Raw genomic sequence first — 24,030 nt, 5'->3', positions numbered from 1 at the left:
CATTCGTCCCTATTGAGCATTGCTGGCCACAATCACCACAACGTCGGCGCATTCATGCACCAGCCAACTCGTCCAGCCCAGGCGACAGGTGTTGGACTCACCCACGGAAAAAGGCTGGATCTCGTCCTTGTCCAGCATCAGGCGCACGTCATATTCCAGCGGGTCGCGCGCGGTGAGCCGCACCAACGAGCAAAGCGCCTGGAAGTCCTTACCCGTGGGCAGAAAATCGTGGAATCGCCCCCAGTCCAAGCGCTGCACATGCACCCGAAACTTACCGCTGCGGTCAGGGACCCGGTGGCCCAACACCTGGTCATGGCCCAGCCGGCTGTTCGCACTGCCCATTCGATTACGCTGCGCGAGGGCGATCACCACCGAGCGCTCAACACACTGCTCGATAAACAGGCAGGCGTGCTTGAAGTAGTAACGCAGCACCGTCTCGATCAGCGCGGCCGAATGCGCCCGCAGGCTCAACAGCCCCAGGTAGGGCAGCAGGCGTTTGCAGTCCAGATGCGCCGCGTTGCGCAAGTGCGGGCTGCCCAACCCGATCAGGGCAAACATCTGCCCGGAGAACGCATCGCTGGCTGCGGCGCGAAAGCACGCTTGATAGCGATATTTGCGCCATATGGGCAGCATCAGCCGTTGCAAACGATGGTGAAACAGGTCCAGGAACTCCCGCGTCGGATTCCCTCGTGCACCGTCGGCCAGTGCCTGTTCGCCATAAAACGCTGGTAAGGGAGAGCCCGAGCCGCAAAGGCCCAACACGTTGATGCGAAGGCGCGCGCGTAATTGCTCGTGTTCGATAAAAAACTCCACCTGATCAATATCGTGCCCGGGAAAACCAAGGCCTGGGTTGGCCTGGAACTCCAACAGGTCATACAACGCGTCCTCATCCAGCAAAGGGTGGGCCTCGCGCAATTGCCGGATCACCTGCAACACCGCTTGAAACAGCGAGTATTGGCGAATGATCCGGGATAATTCGGTCAAAGCAGGGGCTGCTTGCCCATCCTGGGTGGCCATAGGTACACGTCTCCTTGTGTGCTGATGACTCGTAGTTCGTGGTAAGTATTGAGGCTGGCGTACAGCGCAAAAAACTCGTTGAGCACCGACGCGAACACAAACACCTCGCCCTGGCCAAGAAAGCCTTGGCCATCGACGCTCAGGTCAACGCGCACACCTCGAAACGGCAGCCCAAGGTGCAACCGGTCAGCCGCCACATGGTTGATGGCGCGCAATGCATCCAGGCGTCGGCGGCTGACCTTTTGCGCCTGCCGGTCGTGAAAGCGCGGCAGGTCGTAGGTTTCGAGGATTACTTTCAAGGCGTGGATGTCGGTCAGCGACAGGTAGTTGAGCGACATGTTGCTGATCAGCCGCCAGATAAATTCCTGGTCCAGGGGCGGTGCGAAACTCGCCGTCGGTGTGCTGATATTGCGAAACGACAGCCCTTGCGGTGTCTGTTCGCAAGGCTGGTTGATCGCCCCTACCGGTAAATGCCGGGGCAGGTTGTGATTGGTACAGGTCAGCTCGATCGACAGCGTTTCCTGCTCATGCCCCTGGCAGTCGCCAAAGCCCAGCCAGGTGTCGAGTTGATCCTGCTGCGCCGACAAACGCTGGCGAAGGCTGTAGCTGGGAGGGGCTACCGAAAGGTGGGTGTCGCCGTCATGCTCAAAGGATTCGAACGGCACGTACGCACGATAGCCTAGCCCACCGGGCCGCCAACCCGTCACGCTGTCCACGGAAAACACACTGGCATGCCCACGGGCATATTCCCCCGGTATCAGCAGGTATTCGTCCTGCTTGCCGTCCAGGCGGATCGGCACCGCATCGTGCTTGAACAGGTTGACAATCGGGGTGCAATACAGCTTTACGTTATCCAGGGTGACACGTGCAGGCTCATGCCCCTGGGTGCGTAACGCAAAGCGCAGGGTCAAGCCATGCACTTGCTCAAGCACTTCGCCAGGCAGTGTATGCACGGCATCCAGCCCCCTTACATCGACAAACAAGTACTTCTCAGGAAAAGCGAAGTACTCCTGCAGATACCGATAGCCACTAAAGCTATTCAGTGGATAAGGAACCAGCGCCTGGTCCTCTCCAAACCCCACCGCTTCGACCTGGTCGGCAGCCAGTCGAAACGACAGCGGCTGGCCGTCGCCGCCAATCAACGGCAGGCCACCCTGGCCGAACGGAAGTAGCTCGATACCCTCAACATGACGCAGTAGGCTCAGGTATAACCCTTGGCTCACGTAAGAGTCGCCCGCCAGATGCAGCCGTAACCGGTCAAACACACATTCGCTGAAACGCCCGGCGCCACTTCGTTCCAGGCGCAGGCTCAAGACGCTGCGCGGTCCTTGGTTGTTGTACTCCAGGGCGCTCAAGTGCAGTGGCAGGACCTGGGTGGCGTAGCAGGTCCGGAAGCGACATCGTTCATCATTGACCACGGCGCTTTCGACAGGGGTATCACGCGCCACCATCACGCCAGGCCCCATCGTTTTCAGCGGGTCGAACTGCAACATGCTGAACGCCGGCGTCGGACGCATGTAGTGGGGCCACAACAAATGCATCAGGGAATGGGTCAACTCCGGCAACTCGTCATCCAGCTTCTGTCGCAGGCGACCGGTGAGGAACGCAAAGCCCTCCAGCAGCCGCTCGACATCTGGGTCCTGGCCGGGCTCCGCCAGAAAGGGGGCCAGTGCAGGATTGCGCTCGGAAAAACGCCGCCCCAGTTGCCGCAGCGCACTGAGTTCACTGTGGTAATACCGGTTAAACGACATCAGGCAAGACCTCGACACGCGCGGCATCACGCAGCCTTGCAGTGAAAGACACGGGCTGGGTGACGCCGTCGACCGTCAATATGGCCTCTATGGTAAATGCCAAGGCCAAGGGGTCGTGATCACGGGGCAATGCTCTCACCCGAACATGCCTCAAGCGCGGTTCATAGGCCCGAATGAAGCGTTCGATCAGCAGGCGCGATTGGCTTAACGACTCATGCAGGCTCTGGCTCATGTCATTGAGGTCAGGTAAACCGTAGTCCGGCAGTGTTTGTACACTGCCTGCACGGATACTGAGCATCTTCCCCAGGTGCGCGGCAACGGATGCCACCGCGCCGGCTGAAGGGGCTGACGGGCGCTCAAGGCGCTCAAACAGGCTCGAATGGTGGGACATCCCCTGGCCTTTGCTCATTCTTTGTCGAGCTTGCCAACCAGGGACAGGGTGAAGTCCGCCCCCATGTATTTGAAGTGCGGGCGCACGCTCAGGTTGACGCGGTACCAACCAGGTTCGCCCTCCACATCACTGACAACGATTCGGGCTGCCCGCAACGGACGCCGGCCACGCACCTCGGCACTGGGGTTTTCCTGGTCGGCGACGTACTGGCGAATCCACTTGTTCAGCTCCAGCTCAAGGTCAGTGCGCTCCTTCCACGAACCTAATTGCTCGCGCTGCAACACCTTGAGGTAATGGGCCAGGCGGTTGACCACCATCATGTAGGGCAATTGGGTGCCCAGTCGGTAGTTCAATTCGGCTTCCTTGCCCTCGGCACTGATACCGAAATGTTTCGGTTTTTGCACGGAGCTGGCCGAAAAGAACGCTGCATTGTCACTGCCCTTACGCATGGTCAAGGCGATAAAGCCTTCTTGCGCCAGTTCGTACTCTCGACGGTCGGACACCAACACCTCGGTGGGGATCTTGGTTTCGATTTCGCCCATGCTGTGGAAATGATGCAGCGGCAAGTCTTCTACAGCCCCCCCGCTTTGCGGGCCGATGATGTTCGGGCACCAGCGAAACCGCGCGAAGCTGTCTGTCAGGCGGGTAGCGAAGGCATAGGCGGTATTGCCCCACAGGTAGTGTTCGTGGCTGCTCACCACGTTTTCCTGGTAGGCGAAGGTCTTGACCGGACACTCAAGGGGGTCGTAAGGCGTGCGCAGCAGAAAGCGTGGCACGGTCAGCCCGATGTAGCGGGCATCTTCGCTCTGGCGAAAGCTTTGCCACTTGGCAAACTGCGGGCCTTCGAAGTGGTCCTTGAGGTCTTTGAGATCGGGCAGTCCGGTGAAGCTTTCCAACCCGAAGAAACCCGGCCCTGCAGCCGCGATAAAGGGCGCGTGGGCCATGCATGCGACACTGGATGCGTACTGCATCAGCTTCACATCCGGTGCGCTGGGCGAGAGGAAATAGTTGGCGATGATCGCGCCTACGGGTTGGCCACCAAACTGGCCGTACTCAGCGCTATAGATGTGCTTGTACAGCCCCGACTGAGTCACCTGCGGCGAGTCTTCAAAGTCGTCTAACAAATCTTGCCGGGAGACATTCAGCAGTTCGATCTTGATGTTTTCGCGGAAGTTGGTGCGATCGACCAGCAACTGCAACCCTCTCCATGAGGCTTCCAGCGCCTGGAAATCCGGGTGATGCAGGATCTCATCCATCTGTTGGCTAAGCTTGGCATCAATCTCGGCGATCATCCGATCCACCAGGTGTTTCTTGACAGGCTCCCCGCTGTTGTGAGGCTTGATTAATTCCTCGATGAACGCGCAGACGCCGCGCTTGGCAATGTCGTAGGCCTCGTCGTCGGCACTCAGCAGTGTCTGGGCGACAATGTTGTCGAGGATGCTGTAATCGCCCGCAGTGGGTGCCGTTATCGGGTGTTGGTGGGTGCTCATGGCGTCAGTGTCCTTTTACTGAAAAATGTCAGGCGGTTTGGTCGCTCAGGCCCAACTCGGCCAAGACTCGGGCGCGGGATCCGTCATCGGCCAAGGCTTGCTCGATGGCCTTGCGAAAACTTGGGGTGTTACCCAGCGGCCCCTTGAGCGCCATCAGCGCCTCGCGCAATGCCATTAGCTTGTGCAACTCGGGAACCTGCTCCACCAGGCTGGCCGGGTTAAAGTCCTTCATCGAGTTGATGCGCACCTGGATCCCCAACTCATCGATGCCAGCGCTCTCTTGAAGGCGATTGGGCACACTTAGCGTCAAGCTCAACGCCTGCTTGGCCAGTACCTCGTCGAAGGTGTTCTGGTTGATTGCAATCGGCTTGCGATCTTCGAGCTTGCGCGGTTCCTCGCGCAGGGTGAAATCCCCCAGCACCAGCAGTTTCAACGGCAACTCGACCTCTTCCTGCGCACCGCCAATAGCAGGCTTGAACGTAATATTGACGCGCTCCTTGGGTGCTACCGAACCTTCTTTGGCCATGGTGTTTCTCCTTTTTTAGTGGCTGGAAAGCCTATTCAAGTACTGCCTCGAGATCGAAAATGCAGAGCCTGCGATGGGTGTCTTCCTTGCGCTCACGCACAACGTGACTTTGTGGTAATAGGTCGTAGCAGCGATGCAAAAGCTGTATCACTTGCAGCCCCAGTTCCGGTTCCCAGCGCTCCAGGCCTGCGCGGTGTAATTGGGCATCAAGGTGTTCAAGCTGGACCTTCGCCAACTCGTGCTTCCCCGCCTGCACACACAGGCGCGCCTGGGCCAGCCGCCAATGAAAACGCGCACGCTCGCCTTGGGCGGCGCACATGCCTTGCTTGAGTATTTGCACCGCTGCCTTTAGCCCATCTCTGTGCAGCCTGGATGCCGCGTCCGAAAACGCGATTTCCCAGGGCGCAGCATTCGTATCGATTACTAAAGGGTTTGCCTCGGGTGCCTGCAAATGGGGAGTCACCTGCTGCGCGATCCAATCAAGCGTGGCGTCGTCGGCAAACACGGTACCGTCGAGGAAGCGAAACTGCGGCAGGTTGGGAAAACGTTGCAGCAACAAAGCGAACGTCACTTCCAACTCGGTCATGGCCTGGTCGGCATGCAAGGCTTGCAGGCACCGCCAGACCATGTGGAGCCCGTCGAACCAGAACATCGCGCCCGTGAGGCTGGCTTCGAGTTCCAGGATCAGGTCGGCGTAATGACCTTGGGCGAAGCGCTCCCGGCAATGCTTGAGCTTTTCGGGGGCCGGAGCACGCAAGGTCGTGACCCGCTCACCATCGGCGTGCGGATAGTTAACCAGGGCCAGCCATGCCAGCGTCCGATTAAGGCGCAAGGCACGCAGGTCGGTGGCGCTCTGGCGCAACCACCAGACCGACAGGGGACGGGCTTGCTCCTGCAACGCACGCAGCAACTTCTGCGCATCCTTTTCGTTGCTCAACACCGTTTCGGGCTTGATTAACTGGGCCGTCGCTTGCTTGACCTGGGCAATCACGGCCACGGCTGGTGGGGCTTCAGGTGGCACATGCTCCAATCGCTGGGCCAGTTGTCGCCGGGTCGGCAGCAGCAATGGCGCGTCATCGCCCAGCTGTTGGGCCCACAACGCATCGAGACGCACCAGATGATCAAGCAGCGCTTGGAACAAAGGGCGCTGCTCCTGCAACGATAGGCTGTGTGCAAATAACGGCTCCAGGCGCATTACCAACCAATCAAACGCAGCCCCACGGGTGCGGCGCTTTTCGGGGTAGACCACCGACCAGTGATGCTCACAGAGGCGGCATAGCAACCCTAGCCCCGCCAGCAGCCCTGCAAAGGATTCGCGCTGATGCAACGCCCAGGTCAACCACACCGCCACGCGCAGGTCCTTGGAGTGCTGACACAACAAACGCTCACTGGTGTCGATAATTTTTTGCCAATCCGGCTGGGCAGCACCGTGGATCGAATGCGCCTTGCCCAGTTCGCTTTCCACGAATTCATACTCACTCGAAAAGCGCATATCACTGCCCGCAAAGTTAGTTGGTGAGCAGGGCTGACTTGCAAGTTCAAGGTAATAATCGTAGAGCTTGTCTGAATAAACCATTCGGGACCACGCGGAACTATTCAAGGCAGCAAAGACCAACTAACCACATTGAAGCTGCGATCTAGAACGGCCTATTAATTTCACAGGTTTCGCCATGAAGCCTGCAAACCTTAGCCACGAAAAAAATATTCAGCAAGCATCACGTCGACACTTAAGGATTTTCCTACAACCCACAACAACCAAGCCTGCGCAGCATCTTGCACACTTCAAAACCTTTACCAACCTTGGTCTGCGCAGATAATCCAGATATTCATAACGCACCTATAACCAGCAACTAAGTGCACACGTATGCGCAATAAATCACACGCAAAACAGCTCAAATTATGTTTTCAACTTTCAAATATGTCGGCATAACAACGCCTCCCCCGCAGCCCTATTGACCTGCACTGTTTCAGGCACGCTTTTTGTTAGGGCCAATGAACCCATCGACGCTGTTGTCGGTTGGAACTACCTCTTCAATCAGGCAAGGAAACCAATTATGCCAACACCCGCGTATCTCTCTGTCACCGGTGTCAAACAGGGTTTGATTACGGCAGGCACGTTTACCCAGGATTCGGTAGGCAGCATTTACCAGGAGGGCCATGAGGACCAAATACTCGTCCAGGCCTTTGCGCATCAGGTGATCATTCCCCGTGACCCGCAATCGGGCCAACCCACGGGCCAGCGGGTCCATAAGCCACTGATGATCAGCAAGGTCTTCGATAAGTCTTCACCGTTGCTGTTCAGCGCATTGACCAGCGGCGAAGAGGTCAGCTGTCGGTTGGAGTGGTTCCGGCATTCGGCCGTCGGCGCCCAGGAGCACTACTTCACCATTGAACTCGAGGGGGCGACCATCGTGGATATTCAGTCACGCATGCCCAGTTGCCAGGACCCGAACAACGCCCACTTCACCCATCTGGAGGATGTGCACTTCACCTACCGCAAGATCGTGTGGACCCACGAGGTGTCCGGCACTTCCGGGTCGGACGACTGGCGTAACCCGGTGGCGGGTTAAGCCGCATTAAGCCTGGAACGGCGTCATGGACGGCGCCGCTCCTGCCCACGGGCTAAACCATTGCCAACGGATGTTTGCGCTGGGGTGCACCGAATACACGGTCGATGGCATCCAGGTCGTGCTCATCCAGCACCAACTTGGCAGCAGCGGCATTGAGCCGTATATGCTCGGGTGTGACGGCCTTGGGAATGGCGATCACCCCATCCTGGCGCAGTACCCAGGCCAGGGAAACCTGGGCAGGCGTGGCCTCATGACGGCGGGCAATCTGCTTGAGCGTCGGGCTGGACAGCAAGTCTCCACCCTGGGCAATCGGGCAGTAGGCCATCAACGGCAAATGGTGCTGTTGCCACCAGGGCAGCAGGTCGTACTCGATACCGCGCTCTTCGATGTTGTAGAGCACCTGGTTGGTGGCACACGCCGGGGCAGCAAGCTCCTGCAGGTCGGCTACGTCGAAATTGGAAACGCCCCAGCGGCCGATCTTGCCGGCATCACGCAGGCGCTCGAATGCGTCGACCGTTTCTTCAAGGGGGTATTGGCCGCGCCAGTGCAACAGGTATAGGTCGATATGCTCGGTGCCCAGGCGCCGCAGGCTGGCGTCGCACGCACGGGGCACACCCTTGTGGCTGGCGTTGTGCGGGTAGACCTTGCTCACCAGGAACACCTGGTCGCGACGGCCGCGAATGGCTTCGCCCACCACCGTTTCGGCACCGCCCTCGCCGTACATTTCAGCGGTATCGATCAGGGTCATGCCCTCGTCGATCCCCAGTTGCAACGCCGCGACTTCGGCGCGGTGCTGGTCGGGGTTTTCGCCCATGCGCCAGGTGCCCTGGCCGATAACAGGGACGGGAACACCCGCCAGATCAATGGTACGCATGACAACCTCCAGATGAGTTCGCGGTGTAAGAGTGTGGCATTCGCTGGACAGCAGGGTTCAATCGAAGGATGGTTGCTTCCTGCCAATTTGCCAGGACGATTCGCCAATGCTGTTTGTTGTCATGCTCGGGGGCAAGCACCCACGGGCGAAAATTGAAGTGCACGATGTGGTGTTCGCCGCCGCCGATACCTTGCTAGCCGCCTACCCACAATTGCTTGATGGCTGGTTTGGCAGCCCCAGGGGCGTGCATATCGACGCGTGGATGGCGGTAGACGGTGTGGACGGCTGGAAGGTCGAGCTCAGCCACTTGGCCCCACAAGCGGATGCGCAGCGCCTATATTTCATCAACCTGGGCGGGTATGAAACCAACAGCTTTGGCGAGGCGCACCACTACGTGCTGGTGGTTGCCCGCAACAAGCAGGAGGCCAAAAACAAGGGCAAGCAACAGATGCTACGCCAGTGGTCCCAGGCCCATACCGATGCGGTGCTGGACGTTGACGACTGCCTGCCCATCGACCTGGTGGACGGCCGCTACGTTCACTTGGTGCAAGGCCTGCATCGGCCGATCATCCAGCACAATGACTACATTGTGCTGGCCTAGATCCAAATGACGCCCCGCCTTGCCCTGAAGGCCACGGGAACTTTGCCAGGAAATAAGCGCCTGAATCCGGTAGGCTCACCCTTTTTACTCAAGGAGTTATTCCCCATGGCCAAAGCCACCGCCCGTCACATCCTCGTTTCCACTGAAGACAAGTGCAACGAACTCAAGGCCCAAATCGAAGGCGGCGCTGATTTCGCAGAAATCGCCAAAGCCAACTCCAGCTGCCCATCCAGCCGCGACGGCGGCAACCTGGGTTCGTTCGGTCCAGGCCAGATGGTCAAGGAATTCGACACCGTCGTATTCAGCGCCCCGGTCAACACCGTGCAAGGCCCGGTAAAAACCCAGTTCGGCTATCACCTGCTGGAAGTCACCAGCCGCCAGGACTGATCCTGTCTGTGCTGATGCCTTAAACAACGGCCCGCCTTTTGGCGGGCCGTTGTGCATGTGATGACTGGCGAGGCTGATGCCGTTAGCGTACAAATCCCTATTCTTTTACACGCGGCGTTCAAGGCTGATAATGCGACTGGCTTTTTCTACCCTGTTTAGCTCCACCCTGGCCCTGCTGCTGGCCAGCACCGCCGTGATCGCGGCGCCTCAACCGTACCTCACCGTGTACGGCGAACCGGCCAAGTACCCCGCCGGCTTCACCCATTTCGACTACGCCAACCCCAACGCCCCCAAAGGTGGCAGCCTCAAGCGCTCGGCCATCGAGATCGGGCGCTTTGACCATGTGTTGCCGTATATCGACAAAGGCATCGGCGTGTCCCAGGTTGATGGCTGGCTTTATGCGCCCCTGGCCCAGCGCTCCCTGGACGAGCCCTACACGGTCTACGGCCTGGTCGCCGAGAAGATGGAGCGCGCCGATGACGGCCTGTCCCTGCGCTTCTTCCTCAACCCCAAGGCACGTTTTGCCGATGGCAAGCCGATCACCGCCGAAGACGTGCGCTACAGTTTCGACCTGCTGATGACCCAAGGCAGCCTGCGCTTTCGCACCCTGTTCGCCGACGTGAAACACGTCGAAGTCGAAGGCGAGCGCCAGGTACGCTTTGATTTTTCCAGCAATGAAAACCGCACCCTGCCCCTGGATATCGCCACGCTGCCGGTGTTCCCCGAGCACTGGTGGAAAACCCGCGACTTCGCCAACGGCGGCGGCTACGAGGCGCCCCTGGGCAGCGGCCCCTACAAGGTCAGCAAGATCGACTCCGGCAGCACCATCACCTTCACCCGCGACCGCGATTGGTGGGGCAAGGATTTGCCCGTCAGCCGGGGCCTGTACAACTTCGACCACCTGAGCCTGGAGTATTTCGGCGATACCGAAGTGGCGCGCCAGGTACTGCGCGGCGGTGCCTACGACTTCAACCGTGAGTTTTCTGCCACGGGCTATTCCATCGGCTACAACGGCCCTGCCCTCGACGATGGCCGTCTGCAACGCGCCCACTTGGCCAAGGAAATGCCGCAAGCCGCACAGGGTTATGTGTTCAACGTGCAAAAGCCAATATTCAAGGACCGCCGCGTGCGCCAGGCCCTGGCGATGCTGTGGGACTTCGAGTGGGCCAACCGGCAGATGATGCGCAATATGTACATTCGCCAGCAGAGCTTCTTCTCCAATAGCCCGCTGGCCGCCAGCCAACCGCCCACCAAAGAAGAACTGGCGATTCTTGAACCGTTGCGCGGCCAAGTGCCCGACGAGGTGTTCACCCAGGTGTTCAAGGCCCCGGTCACCGACGGCAGCGGCATGATCCGCGACAAACAACTGCAAGCCCTGGGCCTGCTGGAAGAAGCCGGCTGGATGCCCAAAGGCGACAAACTGGTCAACGCCGAGGGCGAACCCCTGGAGTTCACCTTCCTCAATGCCCAGAGCGGCATGGAGCGCCTGCTGCTGCCCTACAAGCGCAACCTCGCGCAGATCGGCATCACCCTCAACATCCGGCGTATCGACTCATCCCAGTACGTCAATCGGGTGATGGCACGGGACTACGACATGATCGTCACCGGCTTCCCGGTCACTACCTCCCCCGGCATGGAGCTGTACAACTACTTCGGCTCAGCCGCCGCCTTCGACCCCGGCGCCAACAACTACATGGTGCTCAAGGACCCGGCCGTAGACAGTCTGATCAAAGGGCTGGTCAAGGCCGACACCCAGGCGCAGATGCTCACCTATGCCCACGCCTTGGACCGGGTGCTGCAATGGAACTACCTGTGGATTCCCAACTACTACCCGCCGGGCACCTCCGCCGCGTGGTGGAACCGCTTCGGCCGCCCGACCATCGAGGCGAAGAATGATGAAGCGCTGGAAACCTGGTGGGAAATCAGCCCCACGCCGCTGACCAATGAACAGATGAAACAACGCGCAGGGAGCCACTGATGTTTGCTTATATCGTGCGGCGCCTGCTGCTGATCATCCCGACGCTGGTGATCATCCTGCTGGTGAACTTCGTCATCGTCCAGGCCGCCCCCGGCGGCCCGGTAGAACAAGCCATCGCCCACCTGCAAGGCATCGGCGGCAGCGGTGCTGTCGGCGGTTCCTCCGGTGACAGCGTCAGCGGCGGCTCCCGCGCCAGTCGTGGCTTGGACCCGAAGCTGATCAAGGACATCGAAAAACAATACGGCTTCGACAAGCCCGCCCCGGAACGCCTGTGGCTGATGCTCAAGAGCTACGCCCAGCTGGATTTCGGCAACAGCTTCTTTCGCGGCAAGACGGTGATCGACCTGATCCTGGAAAAAATGCCCGTGACCATTTCCCTCGGTCTGTGGGCCACGTTGATTACTTATCTCGTCTCGATTCCCTTGGGCATCCGCAAAGCCGTACGCCATGGCAGCAGCTTTGATGTGTGGAGCAGCACCGCCATCGTCATCGGCTATGCGATGCCGTCGTTCCTGTTTGCGATGTTCCTGATCGTGGTGTTCGCCGGTGGCACCTCGCTGAACTGGTTCCCGGTGCGCGGGCTGGTGTCGGAAAACTTCGAGGAGCTGAGCACTGTCGGCAAGATCGCCGATTACTTCTGGCACCTGGTGCTGCCCGTCACGTCGCTGGTGATCGGCGGGTTCGCCACCTTGACCATCCTCACTAAGAACTCGTTCCTCAATGAAATCACCCGCCAATACGTGGTCACCGCCCGCGCCAAAGGCCTGAGCGAACGGCGGGTGCTGTACGGCCATGTGTTCCGCAACGCCATGCTGCTGGTGATCTCCGGGATTCCCCAGGCGTTTATCGCGGTGTTCTTCGCCGGTTCCTTGCTGATCGAGGTGATCTTCTCCCTCGACGGCCTGGGCCGCATGAGCTACGAAGCGGCCGTGTCCCGGGATTACCCGGTGGTGTTCGGCTCCCTGTTTATCTTCACGTTGTTCGGCCTCTTGATAAAACTGATCGGTGACCTCTGCTACACCCTGGTGGACCCGCGTATCGACTTCGCCGCGAGGAACGCCTGATGCTCAATCTGTCTCCCGTGGCACGCCGACGTTTCGAGCGCTTCAAAAAGAACCGGCGTGGCTGGTGGTCGCTGTGGCTGTTTATCGGCCTATTTATCCTGACGTTGGGCGGTGAGTTGATCGCCAATGACAAGCCGTTGGTGCTGAGCTTCAAGAACGAGCTGTATTTCCCGGTATTCAAGCGCTACACCGAGCAAGCATTCGGCGGCCAGCTGCCGTTCCAGGCGGATTACCGCAGTGACTACGTGCAAAAACTGATCAAGCAGGACGGCGGCTGGATGCTGTTCCCGCCGATCCCGTTCAGTGACGACACGCCCAATTACGAACTGACCCGCCCTGCCCCCAGCCCGCCCTCGGCGGTGAACTGGCTGGGCACCGACGACCAGTCGCGGGACGTGTTGGCGCGGGTGATCTTCGGCGCTCGGGTGTCGATCCTGTTTGCCTTGGCGCTCACGGCGATCAGCGCGGCCATTGGGATTGCGGCTGGGGCATTGCAGGGCTACTACGGTGGCTGGGTGGATTTGATCGGCCAGCGCGTGCTGGAGGTGTGGTCGGGGCTGCCGGTGCTGTACCTGCTGATCATTTTGTCGGGTTTTGTCGAGCCCAATTTCTGGTGGTTGCTGGGGATCATGGCGCTGTTTTCCTGGCTGGCCCTGGTGGACGTGGTGCGCGCCGAATTCCTGCGCGGGCGCAACCTGGAATACGTCAAGGCGGCGCGGGCCTTGGGCCTGGGCGATGGCAAGATCATCCGCCGGCATATCCTGCCCAATGCCATGACCGCCACCTTGAGCTATTTGCCCTTTATTTTGACCGGCGCGATCTCCACCTTGAGCGCCCTGGACTTCCTCGGCTTCGGTATGCCGGCGGGCAGTGCCTCCCTCGGCGAATTGATCGCCCAGGGCAAGCAGAACCTGCAAGCCCCGTGGCTGGGCCTGACGGCGTTTTTCACCTTGGCGCTGATCCTGTCGCTGCTGGTCTTTATCGGCGAGGCGTTGCGTGATGCCTTCGACCCACGCTCATGAGTGACTGCGTATGAACCTGATCGAAATCCGCGACCTCAGTGTCGCCTTCAGCGGCCAGACCGTGGTGCGCAACATGAGCCTGGACGTGCGCCCCGGCGAATGCCTGGCACTGGTGGGCGAGTCGGGCTCGGGCAAGTCGGTGACGGCCCATTCGATCCTGCAACTGCTGCCCGAGGCCGGTACGCAAACCACCGGTTCCATCCGCTACCGTGGCCAGGAACTGGTGGGCGCCTCGGCCTCGACGTTGCAGAAACTGCGGGGCAACCGCATTGCAATGATCTTCCAGGAACCGATGACCTCCTTGAACCCGCTGCATAGCATCGAAAAGCAGATCGGCGAAACCCTGCTGCTGCACAAAGGCCTGGGCGGCAAGGCGGCCCAGGCGCGCATCCTCGAACTGCTGGAACTGGTAGGTATCCAGAAACCCCAGGAACGCCTCAAGGCCTATCCCCACCAACTCTCCGGCGGGCAACGCCAGCGCGTGATGATCGCCATGGCCCTGGCCTGCGAGCCGGAGCTGCTGATCGCCGACGAACCCACCACCGCGCTGGATGTAACGGTGCAGCGCAAGATCCTGCTGCTGCTCAAGTCCCTGCAACAACGCCTGGGCATGTCGCTGCTGCTGATCAGCCATGACCTCAACCTGGTGCGCAGCATTGCCCAACGTGTGTGCGTGATGCGCGCTGGCGAAATCGTCGAGCAAGCCGACTGTCAAACGCTGTTCAACGCGCCCCAGCACCCTTACAGCCGTCTGCTGCTGGATGCGGAACCGGCGGGCGACGCGCTGTGCAGCGATGAGCGCGAAACCGTTTTGCAGGTGGACAACCTGACCGTGCAATTCCCCCTCGGTGGTGGCTTGTTCCGACGCAAGACCTATTTACAGGCAGTGGATGGCATCAGCCTCAGCGTGCAGCGTGGCAAGACCCTGGGGATTGTCGGCGAGTCCGGCTCGGGCAAGTCCACCCTGGGTCAGGCGATTTTGCGGCTGTTGGACTCCACCGGCAGCATCCGCTTCCAGGGTGCGGCCCTCGACCCACTGAACCATCAGCAAATGCGCCCATGGCGCAAGCAGATGCAGGTGGTGTTCCAAGACCCTTACGGCAGCCTCAGCCCACGCATGACCGTGGAGCAGATCATCAGCGAAGGCCTGGAAGTGCACGCGCCGTGCAGCCTGGCCGACCGCGATGCGCAGGTAATCCAGGTGCTCAAGGACGTGGGCCTCGACCCCGACAGCCGCCACCGCTACCCCCACGAGTTTTCCGGTGGCCAGCGCCAACGCATCGCCATCGCCCGCGCCTTGGTGCTCAAGCCCGCGCTCATGCTGCTGGACGAACCCACCTCGGCCCTGGACCGGACCGTGCAAAAACAAGTGGTGGCGCTGCTTCGGGAGTTGCAGGAGAAATACGGCCTGACCTACCTGTTTATCAGCCATGACCTGGCGGTGGTGCGGGCCATGGCCCACGACATGATCGTGATCAAGGACGGCAAGGTGGTGGAGGCTGGCGCGAGCCATCAGGTGTTTGATGCGCCGCAGCATCCCTATACCCAGGAGCTGCTTGCCGCCGCGAATGTCCCCGTGTAAACACGTCCTCCTGTGGGAGCGGGCTTGCTCGCGAAGGCGGTGTGTCAGTGCCGAATACACTGACTGACACACCGCATTCGCGAGCAAGCCCGCTCCCACACAAGCCCGCTCCCACAGGATCGCGCCCCACCCACAATTTGCGTTGACGGCATCCATATGAACACCACCGATAGCCTCAAGGACTACCAACAGGTTCGCGGCCTGGCCATCCAGTCGCTGTTCGAGATTATCGAGCAGTCCAGCGAAGGCACGGTGATTGTCGACCGTGACGCCAATATCGTGTGGATGAACGAACGCTACGCCAAGCGCTTCGGCCTCAAGAGCGCCGACGAAGCCATCGGCCAGCCCTGTGAGCAGGTGATATCCAACAGCCTGCTGCGCCAGGTGGTGCGTAACGACCAGCCGATCTTGCTGGATATCCAGGACACGCCCAAGGGCCCATTGGTGGTAATGCGCCTGCCGATCCACAACGACGCGGGCGCGGTGATCGGGGCCATTGGCTTTGCGCTGTTTGATGAACTGCGCAACCTGTCGCCATTGATCGAACGCTACCTGAGCATGCAGCAGGAGCTGGCCTCGACCCGCTCGTTGTTGCGCTCACGTCAGAGCAAATACAACTTCGCGCACTTTATCGGCACCAGCGCCGCCAGCCTGGAAGTGAAACGCCGTGCGCGACGCAGTGCCAGCGCCGAATCGCCGGTGTTGCTGCTGGGGGAAACCGGCACCGGCAAGGAGTTGCTCGCCCAGGCGATTCACGGCGCGTCACCGCGTGCGCACAAGGCGTTTGTCAGCGTCAACAGCGCGGCGATTCCCGCCGACCTGCTGGAAGCTGAGTTCTTCGGCACCGCGCCCGGCGCCTTTACCGGCGCCGACCGCAAGGGCCGCCCCGGCAAGTTCCAGATTGCCCAGGGCGGCACGCTGTTCCTGGATGAAATCGGCGATATGCCCTTGCCGTTGCAAAGCAAGTTGCTGCGGGTATTGCAGGAAAAGGAATACGAGCCGGTGGGCTCCAACGAGATGCTGCACAGCGATGTGCGGGTGATCGCGGCCACGTCCACGGACCTGGAAGCGGCGATCAAGCGTGGGGAGTTTCGGGCGGATCTGTATTACCGGCTCAATGTGCTGCCGATCCAGGTGCCGCCCTTGCGCGAGCGGTTGGACGATATCCCGGCGTTAAGCGAGGCGATCCTGGAGGAGCTGCGCAGCCAGCATGAACTGGACCGTGAAGCCCTGGCATTGTTGGCGCAACATGCGTGGCCGGGGAATATCCGTGAGCTGCGCAATGTGTTGGAGCGGGCGGCGTTGTTGAGTGATGACTTGGTGTTGGATGCTCGGGAAATTCGTGCAGCAATTGGCACCTTTACTCCCGTCGAGCGCAATGCTGTGGCGGCGGTAGAAGGCGAAAGCTTCAGCGCGGCGCGGGAGCGGTTTGATCGGCAGGTCATCGCGGCGGCGCTGGTGGCCTGCGGGGGGAATGTGGTGGAGGCGGCCAAGCGATTGGGGCTTGGACGGTCGACGTTGTACAAGAAGATGGTTGCCCTGGGCATCGCGCAATCTCCATATTGAGATACCACTCTCAAATCCAAGACAATCCAATGTGGAGGGGGCTTGCCCCCGATGGCAGTGTGTCAGCTAGCAGGTTTCATAACTGACACTCCCTCATCGGGGGCAAGCCCCCTCCCACATTGGACCCTCATTTTTCTCAAGATAAAGACAGCACTCGACATCACTCATAAATTATCCATATTTATCAAATACTTAAGTATTTGGCACACATTTAGCTATAGCTTTTCCCTACAGCACCACCCCACAAAAATAACAATCCGATGGAGACACACCATGAGTGTGATCATTGCCCTGGCAGCGCTCGCGTTGCTGATGCTGGCTGCCTACCGTGGCTATAGCGTTATCCTGTTCGCCCCCATCGCCGCCCTCGGCGCTGTCCTGCTGACCGACCCATCTGCCGTCGCACCCGCGTTCACCGGGGTGTTCATGGAAAAGATGGTCGGCTTTATCAAACTGTATTTCCCGGTGTTCCTGCTTGGCGCGGTGTTCGGCAAGCTGATTGAGCTGTCGGGCTTTTCCCGTTCGATTGTGGCCGCCGCGATCCGCTTGCTCGGCACCCGCCAGGCGATGCTGGTGATCGTGCTGGTCTGCGCCCTGCTCACTTACGGCGGCGTGTCGCTGTTTGTGGTGGTGTTTGCGGTGTACCCGTTTGCGGCGGAAATGTTCCGCCAGAGCAATATCCCCAAGCGCCTGATCCCGGCGACCATCGCTCTGGGTGCGTTCTCGTTCACCATGGACGCCCTGCCCGGCACGCCGCAGATCCAGAACATCATCCCCAGTACCTTCTTCAACACCACCGCCTGGGCGGCGCCGTGGCTAGGGTTGATCGGCACCCTCTTTGTGTTCTGCACCGGCATGCTCTACCTGGCACGCCAGCGCAACAAGGCCCAGCGTGCCGGTGAAGGTTATGGCACGGAGCTTCGCAACGAACCGGAAACCGCCGACAACCTGGCGTTGCCCAACCCGTGGATCGCGCTGTCGCCGCTGATTTTGGTGGGGGTGATGAACCTGCTGTTCACCCACTGGATTCCACAGTGGTACGGCAAGACCCACAGCCTCGCCCTGCCGGGCATGAGTGCACCAGTGACCACTGAGATCGCCAAGCTCACCGCGATCTGGGCGGTGCAGGCGGCGTTGTTGGTGGGCATCATCATGGTGTTGGTGTTTGGCTGGTCGGCGATCAAAAGCAAACTCGCTGAAGGCAGTAAAAGCGCGGTGAGCGGCGCGTTGCTGGCGGCGATGAATACCGCATCGGAATATGGCTTTGGCGCGGTGATTGCCTCGCTGCCGGGCTTTCTGGTACTGGCCGACTGGCTCAAGGGCATCCCCAATCCGCTGGTGAACGAAGCGATTACCGTGACCCTGCTGGCCGGCATCACCGGTTCCGCGTCGGGCGGCATGAGCATTGCCCTGGCGGCCATGTCCGAGAGCTTTATTTCGGCGGCCCATGCGGCCAATATCCCCCTTGAAGTGCTGCACCGGGTCGCGGCCATGGCCAGCGGCGGCATGGACACCCTGCCCCACAACGGCGCGGTGATCACGCTGTTGGCGGTCACCGGCCTGACCCACCGCGAGGCCTACAAGGACATTTTCGGCATCACGATCATCAAGACCCTCGCGGTGTTCGTGGTGATCGCTACTTTCTACGCCACCGGCATTGTGTGAGGTTTGTATGACGACATTGAACGGCAAGACCGCCCTGGTTACCGGTTCCACCAGCGGCATCGGCCTAGGGATAGCCTTGAGCCTGGCCAAGGCTGGCGCCAACCTGATCCTCAACGGCTTCGGCGACGCCAGCGCGGTGATCGCCCAGGTGCAGGCGTTTGGCGGCAAGGTCGGCCATCACCCGGCCGACGTCAGCGACCCGGCGCAGATCGCCGACATGATCGCCTACGCCGAGCGTGAATTTGGCGGCGTGGATATCCTGGTGAACAACGCCGGTATCCAGCATGTGGCGGCGGTGGAAGATTTTCCGGCGGAGCGTTGGGACTCGATCATCGCGATCAACCTGTCGTCGGTGTTCCACAGCACGCGCTTGAGCCTGCCGGGGATGAAGACCAAGGGCTGGGGGCGGATCGTCAACATCGCCTCGGTGCATGGCCAGGTGGGCTCGGTGGGCAAGGCGGCGTATGTGGCGGCCAAGCATGGGGTGATCGGCTTGACCAAGGTGGTGGGGCTGGAGACCGCCACCAGCAATGTGACCTGCAATGCCATCTGCCCGGGTTGGGTGCTGACGCCGCTGGTGCAGAAGCAGATTGATGATCGCATCGCCACCGGCGTGGACCCGCAGCAGGCGCAGCATGATTTGCTCGCGGAGAAGCAGCCGTCGCTGGAGTTCGTGACACCGCCGCAGTTGGGTGAGTTGGTGTTGTTTTTGTGCAGCGAGGCTGGCAGTCAAGTGCGCGGAGCCGCCTGGAACATCGATGGCGGCTGGTTGGCCCAATAATCCAGACACTGGAGATCCAAATGTGGGAGGGGGCTTGCTCCCGATGGCGGTGTGTCAGCCACTGCATACATCAACTGACACTTCCTCATCGGGAGCAAGCCCCCTCCCACATTGGCCCGGTGTTGACGGGTAGATTTATACAAGAACAAGAGACCTTGCTTATGTCCGACATCCTCTGGCAACCCTCCCCGGAACGCATCGCCGCCACGCGCATGGACCAGTTCCGCCGCTACATCAACGAGCACTACAACCTGCAACTGGCCGACTACCCCGCCCTGCACCAGTGGAGCATCGACCAGCGCCCCGACTTCTGGCAGGCCATTGTCGCGTTCTTCGACGTGCAATTTCGCAGCCCGCCCAGCGCCGTGCTCATCGAAGGCGATGAAATGCCCAGCGCCCACTGGTTCCCCGGTGCCACGCTGAACTTCGCCGAGCACCTGCTGCGCCGTCGCGACGATCACCCCGCCGTAGTCGCCATCGGCGAAGACGGCCAGCGCGAACAACTGACCTACACCGAACTGGCCGCCCACGTCGCCGGCCTGCAAAACAGCCTGCGCGCCGCAGGCGTCACCCAAGGCGACCGGGTGGCGACGTGCATGCCCAACACCTGGCAAACCCTGGTGGGCATGCTCGCCGCCACCAGCCTGGGGGCCATCTGGTCGTGCTCCTCGCCCGACTTCGGCACCCAAGGCGTGATCGACCGGTTTGGCCAGATCGAGCCCAAGGTGCTGATCACCTGTGGCGGTTACCGATATGCCGGTAAAAACATCGACCAGACCGCCAAGCTCAATGAAATCCTCGAACGGCTGCCCTCTCTGGAACAGCTGATCATCGTGCCTTACACCCGGCCCCAGGCGCGGCCCGAGGCGTATCAGACCCAAGCCCGCGTGACCCTGTGGGACGACTTCTACCAACCCGGCGGCGAACCGGACTTTGTCGCGGTGCCTTTCGACCACCCGCTCTACATCCTCTATTCCAGCGGCACCACCGGCGTACCCAAGTGCATCATCCACGGCACCGGCGGCGTGCTGCTCACCCACCTCAAGGAGCATGGCCTGCACGCCGACCTGACGGCGGACGACTGCCTGTTCTACTACACCACCTGCGGCTGGATGATGTGGAACTGGCTGGTCTCGGTGCTGGCCATTGGCGCCACGGCCGTGCTGTATGACGGTTCGCCGTTTCATCCGGGGCCGGAGCGACTGATTGACCTGATTGATGCAGAAAAGATCAGCGTGTTCGGCACCAGCCCCAAGTTCCTCGCTACCCTGGAAAAGGCCGGGCTGCAACCGCGCCTGAGCCACCACCTGGGCAGCCTCAAGGGGATGATTTCCACCGGCTCGCCGCTGTCGCCCCAGAGTTATGACTACGTGTACCGCGAGATCAAGGGCGAGCTGTGTCTGTCATCCATGTCTGGCGGCACCGATATCGTTTCCTGCTTTGTGATCGGTAACCCGGTGCTGCCGGTGCGCCGTGGCGAAATGCAGTGCAAGAGCCTGGCGATGGCCATCGAGGTGTGGGACGACCAAGGCCAGCCGTTGGTGGATGAAAAAGGTGAGTTGGTGTGCACCCGCCACTTCCCGGCGATGCCCATCGGCCTGTGGAACGACCCCGACCAGAAGAAGCTGCGCGCCTCGTATTTCAGCCAGTTCCCCGGCGTGTGGGCCCAGGGCGATTACGCCGAACAACGCTCCAATGGCAGCCTGCTGATTCACGGGCGCTCGGATGCGGTGCTCAACCCCGGAGGCGTGCGCATCGGTACGGCGGAGATCTATCGCCAGGTGGAGAAGGTCCCGCAGGTACTGGAAAGCCTGGCCATTGGCCAACGCTGGCAGGACGACGTGCGGGTAGTGCTGTTTGTGCGCCTCAACGATGGCGTAGAGCTGGATGAAACCCTGGAACAGCAGATTCGCCAGGTGATCCGCGCCAACACCACACCGCGCCACGTACCGGCCAAGATCCTCACTGTCACTGATATCCCCCGCACCATCAGTGGCAAAATCGTGGAATTGGCGGTACGTAATGTGGTGCACGGCGAGCAGGTGAAAAACACCGATGCCCTGGCCAACCCGCAGGCATTGGAGGAGTTTCGCGACCGCCCTGAACTGGCTTGAAGATGAAAGGTTTCAGCCCTAATGCACTCATTTGAAGACAAAACCCCAATGCATGCTATTTTTCGGGGGTAGTCAGCCGTTCCCGAGTCACGGGATAATCTGCGTTTGTCATATTTCAAAGCATTACGCTCAGGGTTTTTTCATGAATGGAACATCCACCGTCAGCGAAGCCGCCGCATTGATTGCACGGCTGGACTGGGCGCAAAGCCCACTCGGTGCGGCCAACGAATGGCCTCAAAGCCTGCGCACAGCGGTGGATATCGTGGTCCACTCACCGATGCCCATGCTGCTGCTATGGGGCAGCCAACTGACCCAACTCTACAACGATGGCTTTGCCGCGCTGGCCGGCAACAAGCACCCCGAGGCCCTGGGCCAACCGGCGCACCAAACCTGGCCGGAGCTGCAAAGCTTTACCGCACCGATCTACGACGCCGTGCTCGACGGTCAGGTGCGCACCTTCACCGAACAGCGCTTTATCCTGCAACGCAATAACCGCGACACGGAGATCTGGCTGGACCTCACCTACAGCCCGATCCGCGATGAAAGCGCCAACGTGGCCGGCATCCTGGTCACCGCCATCGAAACCAACGAGCGCCGCAAGGCCCGGCACAACACCGAGCAACGTCTGCAATTGGCCCTGGCGGCGACCGACGCCGTGGGCACCTGGGATTGGGATATCGGTGAAGACCGCTTTATTGCCGACGACCATTTCGCCTACCTGCATGGGGTTGATCCCAGCCAGGCGAGCCTATTACCCATCAGCGACTACCTGCACGGGGTGCACCCCGAAGACCGTGGCATGGTGGCGCGCAGCATCAAGCACTGCATCACCTTCGGCACCGAATACGCCGAGGAGTATCGCCTGCTGCAAGCCGATGGCACGCTGCGCTGGGTGTTTGCCCGCGGCCGTTGCTACAAGGACCACCAAGGTCGCCCGGCGCGGTTTCTCGGCGCGGCACTGGACCTCACCGAACGCAAAAACACCGAGCAAGCGCTGCGCCAGAGCCAGACCGAGCTGCAACTGATCATCAACGCCATGCCGGTGCTGATCGGTTATGTCGATCACGAGCAGCGCTTTCGCCTGAACAACAGCGCGTACCTGGAGTGGTACGGCATGACGCCCCAGGAGTTGTACGGCAAGACCATCCATGAAGTACTCGGCGACGAGGTGTATGCCGGGCGCGAGGACCAGATCAACGCCGCGCTCAAGGGCAAGGCCTGCAGCTTCATGACCATCACCCCGCACCGCGACGGCCGGCCCCGCCACGCGCTGATGAAGTACCTGCCGCGTTTCAGCAATGACGGCTCGGTGAACGGGTTTTACATCTTTGTGATCGACGAGACCGAACGCAAGCTCACCGAAGAAGCCCTGCGCCATCTCAACGAAAACCTCGAAGAGCGCGTGGCCCAGCGCACCCAGGCGCTGGCTGAAGCCAATCAGCGCCTGCAAAACGAGATGTACGAACGCGAGCGTGCCGAAGACGCCCTGCGCCATGCCCAGAAGATGGAAGCGGTGGGCCAGCTCACGGGCGGTATCGCCCATGACTTCAACAATATGCTCACCGGCATTATCGGCAGCCTGGACTTGATGCAGCGCTACATCGCTGCTGGGCGCAGCGATGAGATCGGCCGGTTTACCGATGCCGCCGTGTCCTCCGCCCACCGTGCCGCCGCCCTCACGCACCGTTTGCTGGCATTCTCGCGCCGCCAGTCCTTGGACCGCCGGCCGCTGGACCCGAACCAACTGGTGGCGTCCCTGGAAGACCTGTTCCGGCGGACCAAGGGCGCGCACATCGCGCTCAAGGTGCAACTGGGCCACGACATCTGGCCGGTGAACACCGACGCCAGCCAACTGGAAAACGCCCTGCTCAACCTGGTGATCAACGCCCGCGATGCCATGCCCGACGGCGGCGAGCTGCTGATCGAAACCGCCAACAGCTACCTCGACGGCACCGACATCACCACCCTGGAACCGGTGAGGGCTGGCGACTATGTGATGCTCGGCGTCAGCGACAACGGCAGCGGCATGGCGCCGAAGATCCTGGCCAAGGCCTTCGACCCGTTCTTCACCACCAAGCCCATCGGCCAGGGCACCGGGTTGGGTTTGTCGATGATCTACGGTTTTGCCCAGCAGTCCGGGGGCCACGTGACCATCCACAGTGAACCGGGCCATGGCACCTGCGTGCGCTTGTACCTGCCGCGTCTGCATGGCACCGCACTGGAAAGCAGCCAGCCGCAACACTTGAGCGAAGCGCCAGTGGCGTTGGCCGGTGAAGCGGTGGTGGTGGTCGAGGACGACCCGGCGGTGCGCATGCTGGTGGTCAACGTACTCGATGAGCTGGGCTACACCGCCCACCAGGCCGCCGATGCACGCACCGCGTTGCCGCTGCTGGAATCGGATTTGCGCGTGGATTTGCTGGTGACCGACGTTGGCCTGCCGGGCATGAACGGCCGGCAACTGGCGGAAATCGCCCGCCAACGTCGCCCAGGCCTCAAGGTGTTGTTCATGACCGGCTACGCGGAAAAAGCCGCCGAGCGCCAGGGCTTCCTGGAGGATGGCATGGACATGGTGGCCAAGCCGTTTTCCATCGACCTGTTGGCCACGAAAATCCGCAGCATGATCAGCGTGGTCGAATGAGTTCAGGCATAAT

Annotated in this window: 19 protein-coding genes; 12 read left to right on the top strand and 7 right to left on the bottom strand. The window is 60.7% G+C overall.

From position 1 onward, the window contains the following. Positions 1-9: 9 nt before the first annotated feature. Genes tssG through tssA form a run of 6 tightly spaced genes read right to left on the bottom strand, consistent with a single transcriptional unit; the run spans position 10 to position 6,751 of the window. On the bottom strand, positions 10-1,017 hold the full coding sequence (gene tssG / locus ACLD1Y_RS07210) for a type VI secretion system baseplate subunit TssG (protein WP_429476735.1): 1,008 nt from the start codon (positions 1,015-1,017) through the stop codon (positions 10-12). Continuing rightward, entirely contained in the window at positions 981-2,768 is a 1,788-nt protein-coding gene (tssF, locus tag ACLD1Y_RS07205) for a type VI secretion system baseplate subunit TssF (protein ID WP_429476733.1), read from the bottom strand. Before tssF ends, tssG begins: the two co-directional genes overlap by 37 nt. Beyond that, positions 2,758-3,159, bottom strand: coding sequence for a type VI secretion system baseplate subunit TssE (tssE, locus tag ACLD1Y_RS07200; protein WP_429477069.1), 402 nt, complete (start codon positions 3,157-3,159; stop codon positions 2,758-2,760). The genes tssF and tssE overlap by 11 nt, the downstream gene beginning before the upstream one ends. Positions 3,160-3,173: 14 nt before the next feature. After that, complete coding sequence (gene tssC, locus ACLD1Y_RS07195; RefSeq protein ID WP_429476731.1) at positions 3,174-4,649, bottom strand: type VI secretion system contractile sheath large subunit; 1,476 nt, start codon at positions 4,647-4,649, stop codon at positions 3,174-3,176. Positions 4,650-4,677: 28 nt separating this feature from the next. Then, positions 4,678-5,175, bottom strand: a complete 498-nt coding sequence (gene tssB / locus ACLD1Y_RS07190; RefSeq protein WP_429476729.1) for a type VI secretion system contractile sheath small subunit — start codon at positions 5,173-5,175, stop codon at positions 4,678-4,680. A gap of 31 nt (positions 5,176-5,206) precedes the next feature. Next, positions 5,207-6,751, bottom strand: coding sequence for a type VI secretion system protein TssA (gene tssA, locus ACLD1Y_RS07185; RefSeq protein ID WP_429476727.1), 1,545 nt, complete (start codon positions 6,749-6,751; stop codon positions 5,207-5,209). A gap of 478 nt (positions 6,752-7,229) precedes the next feature. Between tssA and ACLD1Y_RS07180 the strand changes: the two genes are divergently transcribed. Further along, positions 7,230-7,745 (top strand): Hcp family type VI secretion system effector, encoded by a 516-nt coding sequence (locus ACLD1Y_RS07180; protein WP_429476725.1) that lies wholly within the window; start codon positions 7,230-7,232, stop codon positions 7,743-7,745. A 52-nt stretch (positions 7,746-7,797) separates the two neighbouring features. Here ACLD1Y_RS07180 and ACLD1Y_RS07175 read toward each other — a convergent pair whose 3' ends face one another. Continuing rightward, positions 7,798-8,619 (bottom strand): aldo/keto reductase, encoded by an 822-nt coding sequence (locus tag ACLD1Y_RS07175; protein ID WP_429476724.1) that lies wholly within the window; start codon positions 8,617-8,619, stop codon positions 7,798-7,800. A gap of 106 nt (positions 8,620-8,725) precedes the next feature. Here ACLD1Y_RS07175 and ACLD1Y_RS07170 point away from each other — a divergent pair, with 106 nt between their 5' ends. From ACLD1Y_RS07170 to ACLD1Y_RS07120, 11 genes are all read left to right on the top strand, one after another. Beyond that, positions 8,726-9,220, top strand: coding sequence for a DUF1543 domain-containing protein (locus ACLD1Y_RS07170; RefSeq protein WP_429476722.1), 495 nt, complete (start codon positions 8,726-8,728; stop codon positions 9,218-9,220). A 105-nt stretch (positions 9,221-9,325) separates the two neighbouring features. Further along, a complete protein-coding gene (locus tag ACLD1Y_RS07165) occupies positions 9,326-9,607 on the top strand; it encodes a peptidylprolyl isomerase (protein WP_010210937.1) in 282 nt (93 codons plus the stop codon). A 130-nt stretch (positions 9,608-9,737) separates the two neighbouring features. Beyond that, complete coding sequence (locus tag ACLD1Y_RS07160; RefSeq protein WP_429476719.1) at positions 9,738-11,585, top strand: extracellular solute-binding protein; 1,848 nt, start codon at positions 9,738-9,740, stop codon at positions 11,583-11,585. Further along, positions 11,585-12,649 (top strand): microcin C ABC transporter permease YejB, encoded by a 1,065-nt coding sequence (locus ACLD1Y_RS07155; protein WP_429476717.1) that lies wholly within the window; start codon positions 11,585-11,587, stop codon positions 12,647-12,649. Before ACLD1Y_RS07160 ends, ACLD1Y_RS07155 begins: the two co-directional genes overlap by 1 nt. Further along, complete coding sequence (locus ACLD1Y_RS07150) at positions 12,649-13,671, top strand: ABC transporter permease (protein WP_429476716.1); 1,023 nt, start codon at positions 12,649-12,651, stop codon at positions 13,669-13,671. Before ACLD1Y_RS07155 ends, ACLD1Y_RS07150 begins: the two co-directional genes overlap by 1 nt. Before the next feature lie 10 nt (positions 13,672-13,681). Continuing rightward, positions 13,682-15,253 carry an ABC transporter ATP-binding protein gene (locus ACLD1Y_RS07145; protein WP_429476714.1) on the top strand — a complete coding sequence of 524 codons (1,572 nt, stop codon included), beginning with the start codon at positions 13,682-13,684 and terminating at the stop codon, positions 15,251-15,253. Between the two features lie 156 nt (positions 15,254-15,409). Then, positions 15,410-16,819 (top strand): sigma-54 interaction domain-containing protein, encoded by a 1,410-nt coding sequence (locus tag ACLD1Y_RS07140; RefSeq protein WP_429476712.1) that lies wholly within the window; start codon positions 15,410-15,412, stop codon positions 16,817-16,819. Between the two features lie 273 nt (positions 16,820-17,092). Beyond that, positions 17,093-18,484, top strand: coding sequence for a GntP family permease (locus tag ACLD1Y_RS07135; RefSeq protein WP_429476710.1), 1,392 nt, complete (start codon positions 17,093-17,095; stop codon positions 18,482-18,484). 7 nt (positions 18,485-18,491) lie between these two features. Beyond that, the gene (locus tag ACLD1Y_RS07130; protein ID WP_429476708.1) at positions 18,492-19,265 is read left to right on the top strand and encodes a 3-hydroxybutyrate dehydrogenase; all 774 of its coding nucleotides are present in this window, start codon (positions 18,492-18,494) and stop codon (positions 19,263-19,265) included. 161 nt (positions 19,266-19,426) lie between these two features. Then, positions 19,427-21,379 carry an acetoacetate--CoA ligase gene (locus ACLD1Y_RS07125; RefSeq protein WP_429476706.1) on the top strand — a complete coding sequence of 651 codons (1,953 nt, stop codon included), beginning with the start codon at positions 19,427-19,429 and terminating at the stop codon, positions 21,377-21,379. Between the two features lie 142 nt (positions 21,380-21,521). After that, positions 21,522-24,017: a PAS domain-containing protein gene (locus tag ACLD1Y_RS07120; protein ID WP_429476704.1), complete on the top strand. Its 2,496-nt coding sequence runs from the start codon at positions 21,522-21,524 to the stop codon at positions 24,015-24,017. Positions 24,018-24,030 lie beyond the last annotated feature (13 nt).

It is taken from the genome of Pseudomonas sp. 18175 (genome assembly GCF_050432925.1).
In the GTDB taxonomy this organism is placed as follows: Bacteria; Pseudomonadota; Gammaproteobacteria; order Pseudomonadales; family Pseudomonadaceae; genus Aquipseudomonas.
This window is presented reverse-complemented; position numbering and strand designations above follow the sequence as displayed.

Excerpts from the sequence above, each read along its gene's own strand:
- tssG (WP_429476735.1), bottom strand. The coding sequence starts at position 1,017 with ATGGCCACCCAGGATGGGCAAGCAGCCCCTGCTTTGACCGAATTATCC.
- tssF (WP_429476733.1), bottom strand. The coding sequence starts at position 2,768 with ATGTCGTTTAACCGGTATTACCACAGTGAACTCAGTGCGCTGCGGCAA.
- tssE (WP_429477069.1), bottom strand. The coding sequence starts at position 3,159 with ATGTCCCACCATTCGAGCCTGTTTGAGCGCCTTGAGCGCCCGTCAGCC.
- tssC (WP_429476731.1), bottom strand. The coding sequence starts at position 4,649 with ATGAGCACCCACCAACACCCGATAACGGCACCCACTGCGGGCGATTAC.
- tssB (WP_429476729.1), bottom strand. The coding sequence starts at position 5,175 with ATGGCCAAAGAAGGTTCGGTAGCACCCAAGGAGCGCGTCAATATTACG.
- tssA (WP_429476727.1), bottom strand. The coding sequence starts at position 6,751 with ATGGTTTATTCAGACAAGCTCTACGATTATTACCTTGAACTTGCAAGT.
- ACLD1Y_RS07180 (WP_429476725.1), top strand. The coding sequence starts at position 7,230 with ATGCCAACACCCGCGTATCTCTCTGTCACCGGTGTCAAACAGGGTTTG.
- ACLD1Y_RS07175 (WP_429476724.1), bottom strand. The coding sequence starts at position 8,619 with ATGCGTACCATTGATCTGGCGGGTGTTCCCGTCCCTGTTATCGGCCAG.
- ACLD1Y_RS07170 (WP_429476722.1), top strand. The coding sequence starts at position 8,726 with ATGCTGTTTGTTGTCATGCTCGGGGGCAAGCACCCACGGGCGAAAATT.
- ACLD1Y_RS07165 (WP_010210937.1), top strand. The coding sequence starts at position 9,326 with ATGGCCAAAGCCACCGCCCGTCACATCCTCGTTTCCACTGAAGACAAG.
- ACLD1Y_RS07160 (WP_429476719.1), top strand. The coding sequence starts at position 9,738 with ATGCGACTGGCTTTTTCTACCCTGTTTAGCTCCACCCTGGCCCTGCTG.
- ACLD1Y_RS07155 (WP_429476717.1), top strand. The coding sequence starts at position 11,585 with ATGTTTGCTTATATCGTGCGGCGCCTGCTGCTGATCATCCCGACGCTG.
- ACLD1Y_RS07150 (WP_429476716.1), top strand. The coding sequence starts at position 12,649 with ATGCTCAATCTGTCTCCCGTGGCACGCCGACGTTTCGAGCGCTTCAAA.
- ACLD1Y_RS07145 (WP_429476714.1), top strand. The coding sequence starts at position 13,682 with ATGAACCTGATCGAAATCCGCGACCTCAGTGTCGCCTTCAGCGGCCAG.
- ACLD1Y_RS07140 (WP_429476712.1), top strand. The coding sequence starts at position 15,410 with ATGAACACCACCGATAGCCTCAAGGACTACCAACAGGTTCGCGGCCTG.
- ACLD1Y_RS07135 (WP_429476710.1), top strand. The coding sequence starts at position 17,093 with ATGAGTGTGATCATTGCCCTGGCAGCGCTCGCGTTGCTGATGCTGGCT.
- ACLD1Y_RS07130 (WP_429476708.1), top strand. The coding sequence starts at position 18,492 with ATGACGACATTGAACGGCAAGACCGCCCTGGTTACCGGTTCCACCAGC.
- ACLD1Y_RS07125 (WP_429476706.1), top strand. The coding sequence starts at position 19,427 with ATGTCCGACATCCTCTGGCAACCCTCCCCGGAACGCATCGCCGCCACG.
- ACLD1Y_RS07120 (WP_429476704.1), top strand. The coding sequence starts at position 21,522 with ATGAATGGAACATCCACCGTCAGCGAAGCCGCCGCATTGATTGCACGG.